At 68.8% G+C, this 18,198-nt stretch carries 20 protein-coding genes; 11 read left to right on the forward strand and 9 right to left on the reverse strand.

Annotation, left to right across the window (positions count from 1 at the left end):
- Nucleotides 1-546 (reverse strand): GtrA family protein, encoded by a 546-nt coding sequence (locus DTA22_RS09460; protein ID WP_037179117.1) that lies wholly within the window; start codon nucleotides 544-546, stop codon nucleotides 1-3.
- 130 nt (nucleotides 547-676) lie between these two features.
- On the opposite strand from DTA22_RS09460, the gene DTA22_RS09465 reads away from it, so the two are divergent.
- Together DTA22_RS09465 and purE are read left to right on the forward strand one after the other, a co-directional pair.
- Entirely contained in the window at nucleotides 677-1,936 is a 1,260-nt protein-coding gene (locus tag DTA22_RS09465; RefSeq protein WP_112299292.1) for a 5-(carboxyamino)imidazole ribonucleotide synthase, read from the forward strand.
- The gene (gene purE / locus DTA22_RS09470; RefSeq protein ID WP_005563291.1) at nucleotides 1,920-2,447 is read left to right on the forward strand and encodes a 5-(carboxyamino)imidazole ribonucleotide mutase; all 528 of its coding nucleotides are present in this window, start codon (nucleotides 1,920-1,922) and stop codon (nucleotides 2,445-2,447) included. The genes DTA22_RS09465 and purE overlap by 17 nt, the downstream gene beginning before the upstream one ends.
- A gap of 78 nt (nucleotides 2,448-2,525) precedes the next feature.
- Here the strand turns inward: purE and DTA22_RS09475 are convergent, their stop codons facing one another.
- Nucleotides 2,526-3,377 carry a DUF559 domain-containing protein gene (locus DTA22_RS09475; protein ID WP_245973306.1) on the reverse strand — a complete coding sequence of 284 codons (852 nt, stop codon included), beginning with the start codon at nucleotides 3,375-3,377 and terminating at the stop codon, nucleotides 2,526-2,528.
- 144 nt (nucleotides 3,378-3,521) lie between these two features.
- Between DTA22_RS09475 and DTA22_RS09480 the strand changes: the two genes are divergently transcribed.
- Complete coding sequence (locus DTA22_RS09480; RefSeq protein WP_174233781.1) at nucleotides 3,522-3,878, forward strand: hypothetical protein; 357 nt, start codon at nucleotides 3,522-3,524, stop codon at nucleotides 3,876-3,878.
- On the opposite strand, the gene DTA22_RS09485 is transcribed toward DTA22_RS09480, so the two are convergent.
- Together DTA22_RS09485 and DTA22_RS09490 are read right to left on the reverse strand one after the other, a co-directional pair.
- On the reverse strand, nucleotides 3,863-4,582 hold the full coding sequence (locus DTA22_RS09485; protein ID WP_005240016.1) for a TIGR03089 family protein: 720 nt from the start codon (nucleotides 4,580-4,582) through the stop codon (nucleotides 3,863-3,865). The genes DTA22_RS09480 and DTA22_RS09485 overlap by 16 nt on opposite strands.
- Before the next feature lie 23 nt (nucleotides 4,583-4,605).
- Nucleotides 4,606-6,135: an LCP family protein gene (locus tag DTA22_RS09490; RefSeq protein ID WP_457920858.1), complete on the reverse strand. Its 1,530-nt coding sequence runs from the start codon at nucleotides 6,133-6,135 to the stop codon at nucleotides 4,606-4,608.
- A 68-nt stretch (nucleotides 6,136-6,203) separates the two neighbouring features.
- On the opposite strand from DTA22_RS09490, the gene rfbD reads away from it, so the two are divergent.
- The 3 genes from rfbD to manB are packed head-to-tail and all read left to right on the forward strand — an operon-like array spanning nucleotide 6,204 to nucleotide 9,055.
- Entirely contained in the window at nucleotides 6,204-7,052 is an 849-nt protein-coding gene (rfbD, locus tag DTA22_RS09495; protein WP_112299295.1) for a dTDP-4-dehydrorhamnose reductase, read from the forward strand.
- Between the two features lie 34 nt (nucleotides 7,053-7,086).
- Nucleotides 7,087-7,986 (forward strand): glycosyltransferase family 2 protein, encoded by a 900-nt coding sequence (locus tag DTA22_RS09500; RefSeq protein ID WP_037245081.1) that lies wholly within the window; start codon nucleotides 7,087-7,089, stop codon nucleotides 7,984-7,986.
- Nucleotides 7,976-9,055, forward strand: coding sequence for a mannose-1-phosphate guanylyltransferase (manB, locus tag DTA22_RS09505; protein WP_037245084.1), 1,080 nt, complete (start codon nucleotides 7,976-7,978; stop codon nucleotides 9,053-9,055). The genes DTA22_RS09500 and manB overlap by 11 nt, the downstream gene beginning before the upstream one ends.
- 4 nt (nucleotides 9,056-9,059) lie before the next feature.
- Here the strand turns inward: manB and DTA22_RS36705 are convergent, their stop codons facing one another.
- From DTA22_RS36705 to cofD, 4 genes are all read right to left on the reverse strand, one after another.
- A complete protein-coding gene (locus DTA22_RS36705) occupies nucleotides 9,060-9,338 on the reverse strand; it encodes a transposase (protein ID WP_255309451.1) in 279 nt (92 codons plus the stop codon).
- 396 nt (nucleotides 9,339-9,734) lie between these two features.
- A complete protein-coding gene (locus tag DTA22_RS09520) occupies nucleotides 9,735-10,283 on the reverse strand; it encodes an NUDIX hydrolase (RefSeq protein WP_112299296.1) in 549 nt (182 codons plus the stop codon).
- A 10-nt stretch (nucleotides 10,284-10,293) separates the two neighbouring features.
- On the reverse strand, nucleotides 10,294-11,658 hold the full coding sequence (locus DTA22_RS09525) for a coenzyme F420-0:L-glutamate ligase (protein ID WP_112299297.1): 1,365 nt from the start codon (nucleotides 11,656-11,658) through the stop codon (nucleotides 10,294-10,296).
- The gene (gene cofD / locus DTA22_RS09530) at nucleotides 11,655-12,620 is read right to left on the reverse strand and encodes a 2-phospho-L-lactate transferase (protein ID WP_112299298.1); all 966 of its coding nucleotides are present in this window, start codon (nucleotides 12,618-12,620) and stop codon (nucleotides 11,655-11,657) included. The genes DTA22_RS09525 and cofD overlap by 4 nt, the downstream gene beginning before the upstream one ends.
- Nucleotides 12,621-13,087: 467 nt before the next feature.
- On the opposite strand from cofD, the gene DTA22_RS09535 reads away from it, so the two are divergent.
- Complete coding sequence (locus DTA22_RS09535) at nucleotides 13,088-13,348, forward strand: WhiB family transcriptional regulator (protein WP_166680705.1); 261 nt, start codon at nucleotides 13,088-13,090, stop codon at nucleotides 13,346-13,348.
- Here the strand turns inward: DTA22_RS09535 and DTA22_RS09540 are convergent, their stop codons facing one another.
- Entirely contained in the window at nucleotides 13,349-13,840 is a 492-nt protein-coding gene (locus tag DTA22_RS09540) for a metallopeptidase family protein (protein WP_029539455.1), read from the reverse strand. It abuts the gene before it with no gap.
- Nucleotides 13,841-13,920: 80 nt separating this feature from the next.
- Between DTA22_RS09540 and DTA22_RS09545 the strand changes: the two genes are divergently transcribed.
- The 4 genes from DTA22_RS09545 to manA all read left to right on the forward strand — a co-directional run bounded on the left by DTA22_RS09545 (nucleotide 13,921) and on the right by manA (nucleotide 18,177).
- Entirely contained in the window at nucleotides 13,921-14,316 is a 396-nt protein-coding gene (locus DTA22_RS09545; RefSeq protein ID WP_037245096.1) for a DUF3499 domain-containing protein, read from the forward strand.
- Nucleotides 14,317-14,420: 104 nt separating this feature from the next.
- Nucleotides 14,421-15,788 carry a phosphomannomutase/phosphoglucomutase gene (locus DTA22_RS09550; protein ID WP_112299299.1) on the forward strand — a complete coding sequence of 456 codons (1,368 nt, stop codon included), beginning with the start codon at nucleotides 14,421-14,423 and terminating at the stop codon, nucleotides 15,786-15,788.
- Between the two features lie 77 nt (nucleotides 15,789-15,865).
- On the forward strand, nucleotides 15,866-16,945 hold the full coding sequence (locus tag DTA22_RS09555; RefSeq protein WP_009479522.1) for a hypothetical protein: 1,080 nt from the start codon (nucleotides 15,866-15,868) through the stop codon (nucleotides 16,943-16,945).
- On the forward strand, nucleotides 16,945-18,177 hold the full coding sequence (gene manA, locus DTA22_RS09560) for a mannose-6-phosphate isomerase, class I (RefSeq protein WP_037245101.1): 1,233 nt from the start codon (nucleotides 16,945-16,947) through the stop codon (nucleotides 18,175-18,177). The genes DTA22_RS09555 and manA overlap by 1 nt, the downstream gene beginning before the upstream one ends.
- Nucleotides 18,178-18,198 lie beyond the last annotated feature (21 nt).

An 18,198-nucleotide genomic window follows, 5' to 3' on the forward strand; every position in this document is an offset into this window, starting at 1 on the left:
TCAGGAGTGGCCGAACTCTTCCTCGACAGCTTCGTCGACGAGGTCCGGATCGATGATGTGCACGTTCTCGTCGGGGAAGGCGAACCGGCGGAGCGCCCAGAACCGGAACACCATCTGCAGCAGGTTTCCGATGATGTAGTTGAGCACGAAGTCGACCACCACCAGTGTGGTCAGGTTCTCCTGGCTGGCACGGATGTCGAACACGTTGTTGGCGATCCACAGGGGCGCGGCGGCGAGGAGTACGCCGATCCCGCTGATCGTGAAGAACAGCAGGGCCTCGTGGTGTCGTTCACGTCCGCCACGGTTCTTGAACGACCATTCGCGGTTGAGAATGTAACTCAGGACCGTCGCGAGAATTCCGGACAGAACTTTTGCGACAACAGGCTTCTCTTCGAGGATCGTCAGGCTCAGCGAATAAAAGATGGCGAGGTCGAAGATCATGGTGGTGCCGCCCACAATCGCGAACTTGATCAGTTCGTGATGCCGCAACGCGAGAGCCCGAAAAGGCTGGGGAACGCGTGCTAGGACGCCGTCGACAAATGACACAACGGATGAGTTTACGAAAGTCGGACCGGATACCACCAATTGGCGGCGAGATCATCAGGAGAATCACAGAAAGTGCGGACCGGCACCTCGGCGGCGGAACCCCGCGCCGGACGTGACAAACTAGTGACCCGTGACCGGCAACTCTGACTCCACACCGCGTCCCACGACACCCCGCGATCTGACCGCCGGGCAACCCGTCGTGACGATGATCGGTGGCGGCCAACTCGCGCGGATGACCCACCAGGCCGCGATTGCGCTCGGCCAGACACTGCGGGTGCTCTCGGGCACCGCCGACGAACCCGCTGCGCAGGTGAGCCCCGACGTCGTCCTCGGCAGCCACACCGACCTCGACGCGCTCCGCAGGGCCGCGGTCGGGTCGCACGCGCTGACCTTCGACCACGAGCACGTGCCCACCGAGCACCTCGACATCCTGGTCGCCGAGGGCGTCAACGTGCAGCCGCCGCCGACGGCACTCATCTATGCGCAGGACAAGCTGGCGATGCGCCGCAAGCTCGCCGAACTCGGCGCACCGGTCCCGGCCTACGCCGAGGTGACCTGGGCCGAGGACGTCGTCAAATTCGGCGCCGAACACGGATGGCCGGTCGTGATCAAGGCCGTCCGCGGCGGTTACGACGGTCGCGGCGTGTGGATCACCGATGATCTCGACGAAGCCGAGCGCATCGTCACCCGGCAACTCGACCAGGGTGTCTCCCTCATCGTCGAGGAAAAGGTCGAGATGCGGCGTGAGCTGTCCGCGATGGTGGCGCGGTCACCGTTCGGCCAGGGCGCCACGTGGCCCGTCGTGGAGACGGTGCAACGCCACGGGCAGTGCGCCGTGGTCCTCGCCCCCGCCCCCGCTCTGCCCGACTCGGTCGCCGAGGCCGCCGAGGAACTCGCGCTCCGCATCGCGTCCGAACTCGGGGTGGTCGGCGCGATGGCCGTCGAACTGTTCGAAACCACCGACGGAACGCTCGTCGTCAACGAACTCGCGATGCGCCCGCACAACTCCGGCCACTGGACGATGGACGGCGCCCGTACCTCACAGTTCGAGCAGCACCTGCGCGCCGTCCTCGACTACCCGCTCGGCGACACCGCACCGCTCGCGCCGATCACGGTGATGGCGAACGTGCTCGGTGCGCCGACGGCCCCCGAGATGAGCATGGACGAACGCGTCCACCACCTCTTCGCCCGGATGCCCGACGCGAAGATTCATCTGTACGGCAAGGGTGAGCGTGAAGACCGGAAGATCGGCCACGTGAACATCGTCGGCGGACCCGGCTCGATCGACGACCCCGAGTACGTGGCGCGGGTGCGCGAGCGTGCCGAGCGCGCCGCCCACTGGCTCTCGCACGCTGAATGGACCGACGGATGGGATGTACACGGTGAGTGACACGGCAGCACGGCAGGGCGCACAGGTCGGGCTCATCATGGGCAGCGACTCGGACTGGCCCACCATGGAGGCCGCCGCCGAGGCGCTCGCCGAGTTCGGGGTGCGTTTCGAGGTGGGTGTCGTCTCCGCGCACCGCACACCGCAGCGCATGCTCGACTACGCGAAGGACGCGGCCGGCCGCGGCATCCAGGTGATCATCGCCGGCGCCGGGGGCGCCGCCCACCTACCGGGCATGGTCGCGTCGGCCACCCCACTGCCCGTCATCGGTGTGCCCGTCCCGCTGAAATACCTCGACGGCATGGACTCACTGCTCTCGATCGTGCAGATGCCCGCAGGCGTCCCCGTCGCAACCGTGTCCATCGGCGGCGCCCGCAACGCCGGTCTGCTCGCCGTCCGCATCCTCGGCGCCTCCGACCCCGCACTGCAGCAGCAGATGGTCGCGTTCCAGGACGGGCTCGAGAAGATGGTCCTGGACAAGGACAAGGCACTGCGCGACAAGCTGCTGGGCTGACCGCGTCGAACTGAGCCGCCACTCTTCGCTGCTCCGGGGCCGAATCAGCCCTCGGGGAGCAAGGAGTGGCGGCTCAGTTCACTTCGGGCGCCGACTGCGACGCCGTCGACGCACCGCATCGATGATCTCGGCGGCGACCACATCGGGATGCGCCAGCACGTCGTAGGCAGCGAAGCGGAGCACCATCCACCCCTCACTGACGAGCCAGTTCTGAGGCCGTCGGTCGTTCCGGAACACGTCGGGCTCGCTGTGGAACTCGCGGCCGTCGACCTCGACCACGATCCGCGCCTGCTCGTCGGCGAAATCACCCACGTACGGACCGATCGGGTGGTTGGCCTCGAGCGGGAAACCGCGAAGGCTGAGCTGGCGACCGAGTACCCGCTCGGGTTCCGACGCGGCTCGGAGGGCAGCGTGGCGTAACAGTCGCCGTGCCGCGGGCGCACCGTGCCGACCGTGGTGAGCGGCGCAGAGGTCACGGAACTCGTGCGGATCGACGCTGCGGTCGAGTTCGCTGTCGACGAGGGACGCCACGTCTCCTTCGGGCATGACGACTGCGCAATCGAAGAGCGCCTGGGCGGGCGACACCGCCGGAAGAAGGGACACCATCGACACCGTGTGCGGTGCGAGGTCGCGGCGGTACAGCCGAAGCCAGTCCGGCGGCGTGACGCGGAGGCCCCGGGGAATCGTCGCCTCGACGACCGCCGGCTCGGGCAACCAGCCGTAGAGCCAGGCCGCGGTGCGGTGGCTCAGGACCGCGGCCGGCCGCCATGCCGACACGGCGGCACACCGCACGTACGTGTCGGGTTCGACGAGGGAATACACCGTGGGCAGCACGCGGTGGTAGCTGCCACTTCGGCACCGGGCGGCGATGGTACTGCGGGTGATTCCGGCGTCGGTGAGTTCTTTCAGGGTACGAATGCGTGCGGTCATGATCGACAGCATCGTGGTGGGCGCGTCATCCCTGCCGCGCGCGAACTGGGACTTCAGGTTGGTCTGTGGATGGGCGAGAAGTTGTGGATGAACCTCGCCTCGAGCACTTATCCTGCGCCTGTGAAACGCAGCCGCGGTGTGCCGATGATCCGAGCGTCGCGGGGGAACCCCCAGTCCGCGGCGATCACACGGCTCGCGCTGGCGTACGCCCGACTGTGGGGCGCCCGCATCACGTTCGACGCCGACTTCGGCATCTTCGTGTGCAGAGGGATGCGGGGTGGGTACGCACGCGGCGGGACGACGATCGGCGGCGCATTTCTCACCGGCCGGGACCCGGCGAGAGCGCTCGTGCGGCACGAAGCGGTCCACGCCGACCAATGGGCTACGTACGGGTGGACCTTCGCGCTGCGGTACCTGTTCGAGGAGTTGCGGCACCGCGGTGCCCGGAACAGGTTCGAGATCGCCGCGGGCCTCGCGGACGGCGGCTACCGGGAGAGTTGACGGGTGATCTTCTCGGTGTCCACGCGCCTCGACCGGGCTGCGGGGTCGGCGTTGGTGACCTGCACGAGTGACGCGCCGGCCGCGAAGACGGCCACCAGACCGTCGATCAGGGCGTCGGGGGAGTCCCACGCCTCTTCGGAGAGCACCCGGTCGGTACCGGTGATCCCCTGCGATTCGGCGGAGGCGAGCGCCGCGGCGAGAACGTCGTCGACGCTCTTGCCCGCCAGTGCGGGTCCGGCGACCGTCGGCCGGAACTGGTCGCCGTGGACGCGCACGGACGTGGCGTAGTCGGTGATGCCGACGGGGAGGTCGGGGACGGGCCTGCCGAACGCGTCCAGCGACAGTGCCGCTACCTCGGGTACGTCCTCGACGTCGCCCAGGTGCTGGGCCGAGACGAGTGCGATCTCGGCGTCCGCATCGGGTTCGAGCACGACCTCGGCGCCCGCCCACCATGCGCCGAGCAGAACCGCGGCGGTCTGCCAGTGCGCGGGAAGGAGCACCGCGACGCGGGCGCCGGGCTCGACGCCGAATTCGTCACGCAGCAGGTTGGCGGTTTTGGCCGCCCAGTTGGCGAGCGTGAGGGCCGAGAGTTCGACCCGTTCGCCGGTGGCGTCGTCGTAGAACGTGACGCGCGGTCCGGCCGGGTCGTTCTTCAGGATGGGGTCGAGCAGGGCGTCGGTCAGCGTGCGGGACGCATGGTTCATGGACACGATCCGTCTCTCGTTTTCTAGTTCACACAACGCGGGCCCGACGAGCCGGCGTCGATGGGCGGGCCGGGCGGTGCCGGGGTGGGGGTCGTTCCGGCCGTGGACGCGGGCTCGAGGCCCGTCTCCGACGACTCGGACGACGTGGTGGTGCCGGTGGTCTCGGCGGACGTCGGCCCCTGGTAGTCACTCGACAGCACCACCCGCACCGAACCTTCGGGCAGTGTCGCGTCGGTGTCGGTGGGGAGCCCGCCGAGTGCTGCGGCGACCGCCTTGGCGCTGTCGTCGTCCGCGGAGTGCGCGAAGACGGTGGTCTCGCTCACCGACGCGCCCGTGTAGTTGCCGACCTCGCCCTGGCCGTAGCCGAGCGACGTCAGGGCATCGGCGACGCCGTTCGCGAGGCCCCCGACGTCGCTGGCGTTCGCAACGTCGACGGTGACGGTCGAGGCGTCGATCTTGGGCGTCTCGGACGTGGTGGTGTCTTCCGAGTCGGTGGGCTCCTCGCCGACCAGACCGGCCACGTACCTCTTCACGTCCTTCGGCTTGACCTCGACGATGGACTCGCCGTAGTCGGTCGTGCCGTTGAGATCCGCGACCGGAATCGTCTCGAACTGCACCTTGCCGCCGGCGAGGTCCTGCAGTTGGGTGGCGAACTCGATGATGTCCCAGTCGTCGTCGAGCACGACCGAGCGTTGCACCGCGCCGCTGAGTTCGTTCAGCTTGCCCGGGTCGCTGAGAGTCTTCGCGGACAGCACCTTGCCGACGAGCGAGGCCATGAACACCTGCTGACGCACGATGCGGTCGAGGTCGCCGCGGGGGAGGTCGTGGCGCTGGCGGACGAAGCTCAGAGCGTCCGCACCCTTCAACGTCTGCTCACCGGCGGGGAAGTGCGCGCCGGACATGTCCTCGTCCACCGGTTCGTTGAGGCAGACGTCGACGCCGCCGACGGCGTTGGTGAGGAGGACGAACCCGAGCAGCCCGACCTCGGCGTAGTGGTCGACGGTGATTCCCGTGAGATCGGCCACCGATTGGATGAGCGCCTCGCGGCCTGCCTTCGTCGACTCCTCCTCGGCTTCCTTGTCGCTGGCTCCGTCCTCGACGAGCTTCAGCCGCTCGGTCTCCTTCGTGGCGCCGTACGCGGCGTTGATCTTCGACATGCCGATGCCCGGCACGTCGACGTAGGAGTCGCGGGGGATCGAGATGGCAGTGGCGGAGCTCCCGTCGTTGGGAACGCGGATGAGGACGATGGTGTCGGTGTTGGATGCCACCTCCTCGCCGGCCCGAAGCGAGTCGAGTTCCTCCTGGGACAGGGGGTTGCCGTGGGCGTCGGTGCGACTGTCCGTGCCGACCATGAGGATGTCGACGGCGCCGTCGGCGCTTCCGCCGAGGCCCAGGCCGCCCGCGGTTGCCAGATTGTTGCGCAGCGAGTCGATACTCCGCCAGGCGAATCCCGTCACGACGAGGGCGAGCACCGACAGCACGGCCACAGCGATGTGAATCGGCCGCCGAGCTGTGCTCGGGGGTGCGTCTGGTGCGGGTTGCTCGTGTGACACGGAAACCAGGCTACTGGTCGACGCGCCGGGAGCAGGGACGCGTCGATCGGCGTGCCAGACTGACCCCCGTGACGAACATCCTTGTGACCGGCGCCCGTGGACAGTTGGGTGGGCATGTCCTCCGACGAGCGGAGGCGACCGGAATTCGGGCCCGGGGTGTGGGGTCGGACGAACTCGACATCACCGACCCCGACGCGGTGAAGGCGCAGGTCGAAGACGGATCGGTGGTGATCAACTGTGCCGCGTACACGGCGGTCGACGCTGCGGAGTCGGACGAGGACACCGCCCGGGCGGTGAACGAGACGGGGCCCGCGAACCTGGCGGCGGCGTGCGCCCGGGCGGGTGCCCGGCTGATCCACGTCTCCACCGACTACGTCTTCGCCGGGCAGGCCGACACGCCGTACGAGGTGGACGCCCCGACCGGACCGGCGACCGCCTACGGGCGCACGAAACTCGCCGGCGAACGCGCCGTTCACGCAGCGCTTCCGTCCGCCCACGTCGTGCGCACCGCCTGGGTCTACACCGGGGTCGGCACCGACTTCGTCTCCACCATGCTCCGGCTCGAGCGTGAACGTGACACGGTCGACGTCGTGGACGATCAGGTGGGCTCGCCCACATTCGCCGGCGACCTGGCCGATGCGTTGCTCGAACTCGCCGCGCGCGGCGACGTCGATGCACCGGTGCTGCACGCGACCAACTCGGGCCGGGCGAGTTGGTTCGACCTTGCGCGTGCCGTGTTCGAGGAGGCAGGTGCGGACCCTGGGCGCGTGCGCCCGTGCACGAGCGCCCAGTTCGTGCGGCCCGCCCCGCGACCGGCCTTCTCGGTCCTGTCCGGCCGTGCGTGGGCCGACGCCGGGCTGACCCCGTTGCGGCCGTGGCGAGACGCGTTGCATGCAGCCCTGCATGCAGTGGTGTGAGGCGGACCCTGTTTCAACGGCTACGCTTGCCCGCGTGAGTTCGAAGCTGGCCGTGGTGACGGTGACCTATTCGCCAGGCGAGCATCTGGAGCAGTTCCTGGGCACTCTCGCCGAGGCGACGAAAGAAGATCCGCAGGTCGTGATGGCCGACAACGGATCGACGGACGGCGCCCCCGAGGCCGCGGATGCGGCGCACGAGCACGTGCGCCTGCTGCGGACCGGCGGGAACATCGGCTACGGCGGTGCCATCAACAGGGCTGTGGCGGAGATCGACGACGAGATCGAATTCGTCGTCATCGCCAATCCGGATGTTCGCTGGGCGCCCGGATCGATCGACGTACTCCTCGCGGCCGCCGAGCGCTGGCCGCGAGCGGGGGCGCTCGGCCCTCTCGTGCTGGAACCCGACGGGAGCGTCTACCCGTCGGCGCGCCAGGTGCCCGACCTCGTGTCCGGGGCCGGGCACGCGGTTCTGGGCACGGTGTGGCCGTCCAACCCGTGGACTGCCGGCTACCGCCAGGAGAACGAGACGGTCAGTGAGCGGTCGGTCGGCTGGTTGTCCGGTTCGTGCCTGTTGATGCGCCGCGCGGCCTTCGACTCGATCGACGGCTTCGATTCCCGCTACTTCATGTACATGGAGGACGTCGACCTCGGTGACCGGCTGGGCAAGGCCGGCTGGCTCAACGTGTACGTGCCCTCCGCGGAGGTCACCCACGCGAAGGGGCACGCCGCGGGCAAGCATCCGGAACTGATGCTGCCCGCTCACCATCAGAGCGCGTACCGGTTCCAGGCCGATCGTCATCCCCACTGGTGGCAGGCGCCGCTGCGGTGGGCACTTCGGGGAGGATTGGCAGTGCGGTCGAAGATCGCCGTGGCTGCCGCAGTCCGGGAACGACGCACGAACCAGAACGAGGGGGGAACGACTCATGGCAATTGAGAAGACGACCGATGCAGTGGTGCTGGTCGGCGGTAAGGGAACGAGGCTTCGCCCGCTGACCTTGTCGGCGCCCAAGCCCATGCTGCCCACGGCGGGTCTGCCGTTCCTCCAGCATCTGCTCGCCCGGATCGGGGCGGCCGGGATCACGCACGTGGTCCTCGGCACATCCTTCAAGGCGGAGGTCTTCGAGGAGTACTTCGGCGACGGCTCGAAGCTGGGACTCGAGATCGACTACGTCACCGAGACCGAACCGCTCGGCACCGGTGGCGGCATCCGCAACGTTCTGCCGAAGCTGCGCGGTGACCACGCCATGGTCTTCAACGGCGACGTCCTCGGCGGCACCGACCTGGGCGCGATCCTCGACACCCACCGGAACCGGGACGCCGACGTCACCCTGCACCTCGTGCGGGTCGGGGATCCGCGGGCGTTCGGCTGCGTGCCCACCGACGCGGACGGCCGGGTGACCGCGTTCCTCGAGAAGACGCAGGACCCGCCGACCGACCAGATCAACGCCGGCTGCTACGTCTTCAAGCGCGAGATCATCGAACGGATCCCCGAGGGACGCGCGGTGTCGGTGGAGCGCGAGGTGTTCCCGTCGCTGCTGGCCGAGGACGCCCGCGTGTACGGACACGTCGACTCCTCGTACTGGCGCGACATGGGCACCCCCGAGGACTTCGTGCGCGGTTCCGCGGACCTGGTGCGCGGCATCGCTCCGTCGCCTGCGCTCGACGGGCCCCGCGGCGAATCGCTCGTCCACCCGGGTGCGGGTGTCGCCCCGGGTGCGCTGCTGATCGGCGGAACCGTCGTCGGCCGCGGCGCCGAGGTGGGTGCGGGCGCACGACTCGACGGCGCCGTGCTGTTCGACGGTGCCGTGGTCGAGGCCGGAGCGACCGTCGAACGGTCCATCATCGGTTTCGGCGCACGCATCGGGCCGCGGGCGCTGGTGCGTGACGCGGTGATCGGTGACGGAGCCGACATCGGCGCCCGGTGCGAACTCCTGCGCGGCGCCCGGGTGTGGCCGGGAGTGACCCTGCCCGACGGTGGGGTCCGGTTCAGCACGGACGTGTGAGAGATCAACGTACCCCTGCCCTGAAGGGCGGGGTTTGGCAGTCGCGTCCCCGACTGGCTGTCAGGTGCGCGCCGACTGTAGGCCGGTTGATTAGGCGGCCCAATAGCCGTGCGTCGTGGTCATGTACTTCACGTACCCCAGGTACCTTGTCGACGTGCCCGCACGGGTAGCACGTCCGCGAGGTGTTCCGCGGGTCAATGACCTCCACAGGGACACCCACCGACGCGGCTTTGTAGGTGACGAAGTCCCGCGACTGTCCGCGACAGCAATTCCCCGACCACACCCGGGCGAACCTCTGCAGTCACTCTTCGCCACCATCATATTTCGTTGCCTCCGCCGGAGACCCCGCTATCAAACGTCGCCCCATACATCACCAACCAGAAACAGCCCTGATCCCGGGGGAGTCGTGCAGTCCCGGCGCTACCACGCAACTCTGATCGGCTACCTCCGGCCATGAAGGGCCCGGCTTCCGCCGAAGCGCTGGTGAAGTGACGCGCGCCTTCACACGCTAAGTGGCGCTCGACGATTCGTTTACGGAGGGATCGGCGATCCGGACCCGAGGCGTCCCAACGGATTACGCGGATGATCGGATCGGGTTGCCGAGCAACTTGCGGCCCGTCTGGGGAACATCCTCCGGCGACCGTATCGCGGCGAAGCGCCTGACGCTGGAGCCGCTCCGCTAGCGCAGTCCGGCCAGGTGCACGAGCTGGTCGATCGTGGACTTCTCCGCGTTCGGCGGCAGTGCGTCCACCGGCCACCAGCGGAGGTCCGTCGATTCGGAGCTGCGCACGATGTGGGCGCCGGGTCGCGCGCGGACGAGGAACCGGAGGTCGAGGTGCCGGGTGGGCTGGCCGAGTGAGCACGTGATCGGGTGGGTGTGCGCCGACAGCAGGTCGGGATCGATCCGGAGGTCGGGGATTCCCGATTCCTCGCACGCCTCCCGCAGCGCGGCATCGACGACGGTCTCGTCGGAAGGCTCACAGTGCCCGCCCAATTGGATCCACCGGCCGACCCGGGGATGCAGGGTCAGGAGTACGTGACATCCCTCCTCGTCCAGGACGAGGGAGGACGCCGTGATGTGTCCGGGTACGTGCTCGCGTAGGCAGCCGAGCGGCGCCGACGCGAGGAACGCGAGCATGGTGTGCCGCAACGATTCGTCGTTCTCGTCGAGCGTTTTCCAGCCCTCGAGCGCGGCGGTCGCGGTGCGGTGTAGTGATTCGGCGCTCATTGCGCGTGGCTCATCTCTCGATCAGGGCGTCGCCGGGGTCGGCGGCGTGTCGGGGGGTGAGTGGTTCGAGGGGGTGGCCGACGGCGATCGCGCCGAGTGGTTGCCAGTCGGCGGGCAGGTCGAGGGTGGCGCGGACGGTGTCGGCGGCGAAGATCGTCGACCCGATCCAGCAGCTGCCGATTCCCTTGGTCGCCAACGACACCAGCAGTGCCTGCACCGCGGCGCCGACCGCGACGGTGAACATCGTCGACTCCGCCGCCCGCCGGCGCTCATCGGGGTAGTGGTGGGCGCCGTCGGGGACGCAGAACGGGATGATCACCTCCGGTGCGTCGAACAGGATGTTCCCGCGGGCCACCCGCGCGGCTACAGCGTCGGCGCTCATCCCGTCGGAGGTGAGGTCGGTGCGCCACTGCTCGGCCATCCGGGTCAGCAGTGCATCGCGGACGGTGCGGGTGCGGACCCACACGAACCGGACCGGCCGGGTGTGGTGCGGCGCCGGCGCGGTCAGGGCCTGCGCGATCGACGCCCGGACCGCGCCGGGTTCGACCGGGTCGTCGGCGAACCGGCGGACCGAGCGGCGGAGCAGCAGCGCCTCCGCCCGCCCCATCTCGACGGATTCGGCGGTGCCGAGCCAGAACAGGTCCTCGGCGCCGCGCCGGATCAGATCCTGTGCGGCGGACCCGTCGTCGGCCACATCCAGGCCCCGCACGACCGCGACCGGCACCCCGCCGAGTTTGCCCTTGACCAGATCCCCCGCCGCGGCGATCTCGTCGGCGACCGCCACCTCCGTCACCACCAGTTCGTTGCCCTGACTGTCGCGGGACCCGGCGTACCCGTGCAGCACCGCAAGCCCGGCCGCACCGATCGCGGCATCGATCTGCCCGTTGCGCCACGCCCGGCCCATGGTGTCGGTGACCACCACCGCCACCCGCACCCCCAGCGCCACCGCGATCGCCTCCCGCAGGGCGCGGGCGCTGCCGTCCGGGTCCTCGGGCAGCAGCGCGAGTTCGGAGCCCTCGACGTTCGAGCCGTCGATGCCCGACGCCGCCTGCACGATCCCGAGCCGGTTCTCGGTGATCAGGGTCCGGCCCTTGCGGGCCACGACCCGCACCGCTTCCTGCTCGACGAGCCGCCGGCGGGCGGCGTCGCGTTCCTCCGGGTCGGTCGGCGAGGACACGATCCGGCCCTCCACCTTCGAGACCACCTTGCTGGTGACCACCAGCACGTCACCATCCGCGAGCCACGGCGCGGCCGCGACCACCGCGCCGGCGAGGTCGTCGCCGGGCCGGAACTCGGGCAGGCCGGTCACCGGGCGGATCTCGACCGCACCGCCCGGGGCGTGATCGGACCGGGACGCTCCGGTGGGGTCGGTCACAGTGTCACCCCCGCCACGTCCAGCGCCGCCCGCACCATCGCGGCGGTCGCGTCGGGGTCGGTCATGATCAGCGGCACCCGGGCCACGTTCACGCCGGGGATCTCGGCGGTGTCGGTGTCGTGGACCAGCCAGCCGTCGAGGATCCCGGTCCCGGACCGGGCCCCGTACCAGCGGCCGATCGCCTCCGCCGACGTGTCCACCCCGATCACGTCCAAACATTCGTCGGCCATGCCCCGCAACGGTTTTCCGCCGACGATCGGCGACACACCGACCACCTTCGCGGCGGTGGTACGCAGGCCGCCGCGGATCCCGGGCACCGCCAGGATCGCGCCGACACTGACCACCGGATTCGACGGTGCCAGCAGCACGATGTCGGCGCTCTCGATCGCCTCGAGCACTCCGGGCGCCGGGGCGGCCTGCTCGGCGCCGATGTGCGCGAAGCTGTGCGTCGGGACCTGGGCGCGGTACCGAACCCACCACTCCTGGAAGTGGATCGCCCGCTGCTCCCCGTCTTGCGGGTCGGTGATCACGACGTGAGTTTCGCTACGGTCGTCGGTCACCGGCAGCAGGGTCACACCCGGTTGCCACCGGTTGCACAGCGCCTCGGTCACCGCCGACAACGGATACCCCGTCCGCAGCATCTGCGTGCGGATCAGATGCGTGGCGATGTCCCTGTCACCGAGCCCGAACCAATCCGGTTTCGCACCATAGGCGGCGAGTTCGGCCTTGGCGTTCCAGGTTTCACCGGCATGCCCCCACCCACGCTCGGTGTCGATACCGTCACCGAGGGTATACATGCAGGTGTCCAGGTCCGGGCAGATCCGCAACCCGTGCATCCACACGTCGTCCCCGACATTGACGACCGCGGTAATGCGATGGCCCGAATCGGCCCCCAGAAGTCTCCGCACACCTTGCAGGAACCGGGCCCCGCCCACCCCGCCAACCAATACAGTCACGTTCACGATGCAAGCCTAGGCGGTGGCTGTCCGCCTCCTGTGAGCTGCTTCCCCGGAGCGATTTGAGAGCGCGAAATAGTAATCGACTTTCGACGGTTAGCTTGACCGCGACACGCTGGGCGTGTCTAATCACAAATATGTCATTCCGACGTTGTGGGCGTGGAATCACTTGCAGCGGGGATCAATTCGAACGGTTGTTCGAACGGGTGGCAGGGGTGTTCGGTTCGGGGTACATGATCGATCGAAATTTTCTGCGCTATCACAGGTGAGGAGGCGGAACGATGCCCAATGAGCAGATCGAGTCGGAGACTCGCTGGAGCACAGTAAGCGACGAACCGCAGACCAATTCCGAAGCAGGCGCAGCGGACGGCGTCTGTGTTCAAGAAGTCTGTGTGCAAGAAGACAGTGTGAAAGAAATTCCTGTGCGAGAACTCGTCGCACAGGAAGTCGAGACGACGGGCCCTCGCCCGGCGTTGAGTCTGGTGACCGGTTTCGACGAGCTGTTCGAGACCATCGAGGACCAGTGGCAGGAACGCGCGCTCTGTGCGCAGACCGACCCTGAGGCCTTCTTCCCCGAAAAGGGAGGCTCCACCAGGGAAGCGAAGCGCATTTGCCTGGGCTGTGAGGTGCGGGACGAATGCCTCGACTACGCACTGGCCAATGACGAGCGGTTCGGTATCTGGGGTGGATTGTCGGAGCGCGAGCGCCGGCGCCTGAAGCGGGGGATCGTCTAGTCAGTCTTCGTCGCCCGGCAAATCCGGGTCGATGACCTCGGGTTCGACTCCGAGGTACGTACTCACCTGCTGTACGAGCACGTCGTGCACCAGGTCGGTGAGGTCGTCCGGGTCTTTGGCGCGCTGTTCGAGCGGTCGCCGGAACAGGACGACTCGCGCCCGCGTCGTGGATCCGTGCCGGTCGATGCCGGCCGGGATCAGTCGGGACAGCGGCACGGGCCCGTCCGCCACGACCTCGGCGGGCCAGTTGACCGAATCCGGGTCGAGCGCATGAATCTTCGGAACCTCGTCGACGGCAATGTCCAGCTTCGTCAGGCGTTCGCGCCAGCGCGCGTCGATCGGCGCGAACGCCTCGAGCACCACCAGATCGAACTTCTCTGCGCGGCTCCGTCGTGCCGGTGCGTCCGGAGGGAACACGGACCCGCGGATTCCCCGTCCCCGTCGGTCGACGGATCGGGTGGTCACGGGACGCCTGCGTCGTGCTCTGGACATGGTGTGGACATTACGACAGCCGCACACTCTCGGTGTGTCCGAGTAGGTGTCGGGCCTTCGTGGGGCTAGGCTCCCTAGCTGTGAGATCTCTGCGTCGATGCTGCCGCCCCGGGTGCAAGAACCCCGCTGTCGCGACGCTCACGTACGTCTACTCCGACTCCACTGCCGTCGTCGGCCCGCTCGCCACGGTCGACGAGCCGCACTCGTGGGATCTGTGCGAAACGCACGCGTCGAGGATCACCGCACCCAAGGGCTGGGAACTGGTTCGGTACGAGGGTGGGTTCTCGTCGAGTACTCCGGACGAGGACGACCTGACCGCGCTGGCGGAGGCCGTGCGGGAGGCGGGTCTCGGCGATCGCGGGCGGTCCGACCGGGCCGTGTCCACCGAGGAACGCGCGGAGACCGGCACCCAGCCCGGCCCGGCGCGCACCGGTCGCCGCGGCCACCTGCGGGTACTTCCCGACCCTTCCAACTGACGTCCCGGCCTGCTTCCGGGCCTGCGGTCCGCGGCGTGCCGGGCCCGCGACGGGCAGGCATTAGGCTTGCGCCAGCACTGGTGCTCGTAAAGGAGAAACAAGAAGTGGCGCGATCAGCCGAGTCCGTACATGCCGTGATCAAGGCTTACGACGTGCGGGGTGTCGTCGGTGAACACATCGACGCCGCATTCGTGCAGGACGTGGGCGGCGCATTCGCACGACTCGTCCGCGAGGACAGCGCCACGAAGGTCGTGATCGGCTACGACATGCGCGCGTCCTCTCCGGAGCTGGCCCGAGCGTTCGCCGACGGCGTCACCGCCCAGGGACTGGACGTCGTCCTCATCGGACTCGCGTCCACCGACCAGCTGTATTTCGCTTCGGGGCTGTTCGACTGCCCGGGTGCGATGTTCACGGCGAGCCACAACCCGGCGAAGTACAACGGCATCAAGCTGTGCCGCGCTGGCGCCAAGCCGGTGGGGCAGGAGACGGGCCTTTCCACGATTGCGGCCGAGGTCGTCGACGGGGTTCCTGCGTTCGACGGCGCTCCCGGCACGGTGTCCGAGGAGGACGTGCTCGAGCAGTACGCGAGTTTCGTCCGCGGACTGGTGAACCTCTCCGACCTCCGCCCGCTGACGGTGGCTGTCGACGCGGGCAACGGAATGGGCGGGCACACCGTTCCCGCCGTGTTCGAGCCCATGCCGGTGAAGCTGGAGCCGCTGTACTTCGAGCTCGACGGTACGTTCCCGAATCACGAGGCGAATCCGCTCGACCCGGCGAACCTCGTGGATCTGCAACGGTACGTCCGTGAGACCGGTGCCGACATCGGTCTGGCCTTCGACGGCGACGCGGACCGCTGCTTCGTGGTCGACGAGCTCGGCAACCCGGTGTCGCCGTCCGCCGTCACCGCCCTGGTCGCGGAGCGGGAGCTGGCGAAGGAGCCCGGCGCGACCGTCATCCACAACCTCATCACGTCCCGCGCGGTGCCCGAGCTGGTGAGTGAGTTGGGCGGACACCCGGTCCGCACCCGGGTGGGGCACTCGTTCATCAAGCAGCAGATGGCCGAGACGGGCGCGATCTTCGGCGGCGAGCACTCCGCGCACTACTACTTCCGCGACTTCTGGGGCGCCGACTCCGGGATGCTCGCCGGACTGCATGTTCTCGCGGCACTGGGGGAGCAGGACCGTCCGCTGTCCGAGCTGATGGCGAAGTACGAGCGGTACGCGGCGTCGGGAGAGATCAACTCGACCGTCGCGGACGCCGCCGAAAGGACCGACGCGGTGCTGTCGGCGTTCGCGGACCGCACCACGGTTGTGGACCGGCTCGACGGTGTCACGGTCGAACTGGCGGACGGCGCGTGGTTCAACTTGCGGGCCTCCAACACCGAACCGCTGCTGCGACTCAACGTGGAGGCGGCGACGGCGGCCGAGGTAGATGCACTCGTTACCGAGATACTGGGCATCGTCCGAGCCTGACTGCCATAGTTGGAACTACAGGTTCTGCTCGTGTTGCGAATGTGGCTTGCACCGATGAAGAAAGGGGGTGCGGTGTCATGACAGCGCCGACGCCCCTGTTCGATCTGGACGACGGGGACGCACTGGTAGCGGCGGACACCGAGGGTGTGTTGCGTTCCGCCGCCATGGGGGGTGCCCAGATCCGGGCCACCCGGTCCGCGGTCGAGGAGGGGGCTCTCGAACGACTGCAGGGACTGCGTCCGCGCAGCGTGGTGGTGGTGACCGGCGCGGGGCGTGCCAGCCGTGGGGCTGCGATCCTGACGGCGGTCCTCGCCGAACGGATCGGTTTCCCGCTGGTGCGTGCCACCCGGACCCCCGTGTGGGTGGGCCCACTCGACGTGGTGGTGGTGGCCGGCGACGACGCAGGCGACCCCCGGCTCGTGCAGGCCATCGACGCGGCGGTGCGCCGCGGCGCCGAAGTGGTGGTGGCGGCGCCGGACGAAGGGCCCTTGCAGGCCGCGGCGGCCGGACGGGTCGTCATGTTCGCGCCGCGGGTCCGGGCACTCACCCGGCACGGTCTGCTGCGGTACTTCGCCGTACTGCTGGCCGTCCTCCGGGTGGTCGGTTCGGAACGCTGGGGCGACGAGGTTCCCGACCTCGAGCAGATCGCCGACGCCGTCGACGGTGAGGCGCTGCGTGACAGGCCGAACAGCGAGGTGTTCCACAATCCCGCGAAATCGCTGGCCTCCCGCATGCAGGGACGCCGCATCGTGCTCACGGGTGACACGGAGAGCACGGTGGAACTGGCCCGGCACGGCGCCGAGGCGCTGCTGCACGCGGGCCGCGTGGCGACCGCGTCGGAACTCCCGGACGTCCTGAGCGCGGCGGGCACGTTCCGTGTCGACCAGGCGCTCTCCGCGCACGACTCGATATTCCACGATCCCGAGTTGGACGGTCCGCCCTCGGCGAGCCCGGTGCGCACGTTCGTGTTGTCGGCCGACGCCGATCGGATGCTCGTCGAACGCAGGATCGCCGCCCTGGGCGACGTCGACCTCGTCGTCGCGTCCTCGGACGAGGGGCAGGTTCCGTCGCAGCGTCCCGAGCTGGAACAGGCGGCGGTTCTCGTCGGCAGGCTCGACATGACTGCCGCGTATCTCCAGTTGATCGGCGGTATCTAGTGCACCGACTCGAAGGTGCGCTCCGGTCCTACGCATGGGGATCGCGCACAGCCATCGCACAGCTGCGTGGACTTCCGGTTCCGACGGCCCATCCGGAGGCGGAACTGTGGTTGGGCGCGCACCCGGGTGATCCCGCCCGCGTCCTCACCGAGGAGGGGCCCCGGTCCCTTCTGGACCTGGTGCACTCGGAACCCGAACGCCAGCTCGGCAAGCGGAGTGTGGAGACGTTCGGCGAACGCCTCCCGTTCCTGCTGAAGTTGCTCGCGTCGGAGGAACCGCTGTCGTTGCAGGCCCATCCGAGCGCCGAGCAGGCGTGGGAGGGGTTCGCCCGGGAGAACGAGGCGGGAATTCCCCTCGAATCGTCGGTCCGCAACTACAAGGACGCCAGCCACAAACCGGAACTCGTCGTGGCGCTCAGCCGGTTCCACGCGCTCGCCGGTTTCCGGGACCCCGAGCGCACGGTCAAACTGCTCGAGGCGATCGCGGTTCCGGAACTGCAGCCCTACGCCGGCCTGATTGCGGGGCAACCCGACTCGGACGGTCTCCGCGCGCTGTTCACCACGTGGATCACGTTGCCGCAGCCGGTGCTCGGCGCGCTGATGCCGAGGGTGCTCGACGGATGCGTTGCCTATCTGTCGAACACCAAGGACGGTGAGTTCGCGGCGGAGATCCGCACGGCCCTCGAATTGAGCGAGGTGTACCCGGGGGACGCGGGTGTGCTCGCCGCGCTCCTCCTGAACCGGGTCACCCTCGAACCAGGGCAGGGGCTGTATCTCGACGCGGGCAACCTCCACGCCTACTTGCACGGGATGGCCGTCGAGATCATGGCCAACTCCGACAACGTGCTGCGCGGGGGGCTCACACCGAAGCACGTGGACGTTCCGGAGTTGCTGCGCGTCCTCGACTTCGACACCGTCGACATTCCGATACTGGAGGCGGAGGAGCGCCCGGGCCGTGGCGAGTTCGTGTACGCCACGCCCGCGCCGGAGTTCGTCCTCGCGCGGATCGACCTGTCGCCGGACGGCCCGACCGAGCACCGGCTCGACTCGGAGGGGCCGCACATTCTGCTGTGCACCTCGGGTTCGGTGGAGCTGCGGTGCGGAACCGATGCCCTCGAATTGTCTCAGGGCAACGCCGTCTGGATTGCGGCCGAGGACCCTGAAGTGGTGGTGACCGCGGGCACCGAGTGCGCCCAGTTGTTCAGTGCGAGGGTCGGCCCGCCGATCGCGTAGCCTGTGACCCGCCCTGCGATC

Origin of the sequence: Rhodococcus wratislaviensis (assembly GCF_900455735.1) — a bacterium.
Taxonomy (GTDB): Bacteria; Actinomycetota; Actinomycetes; order Mycobacteriales; family Mycobacteriaceae; genus Rhodococcus_F; species Rhodococcus_F wratislaviensis.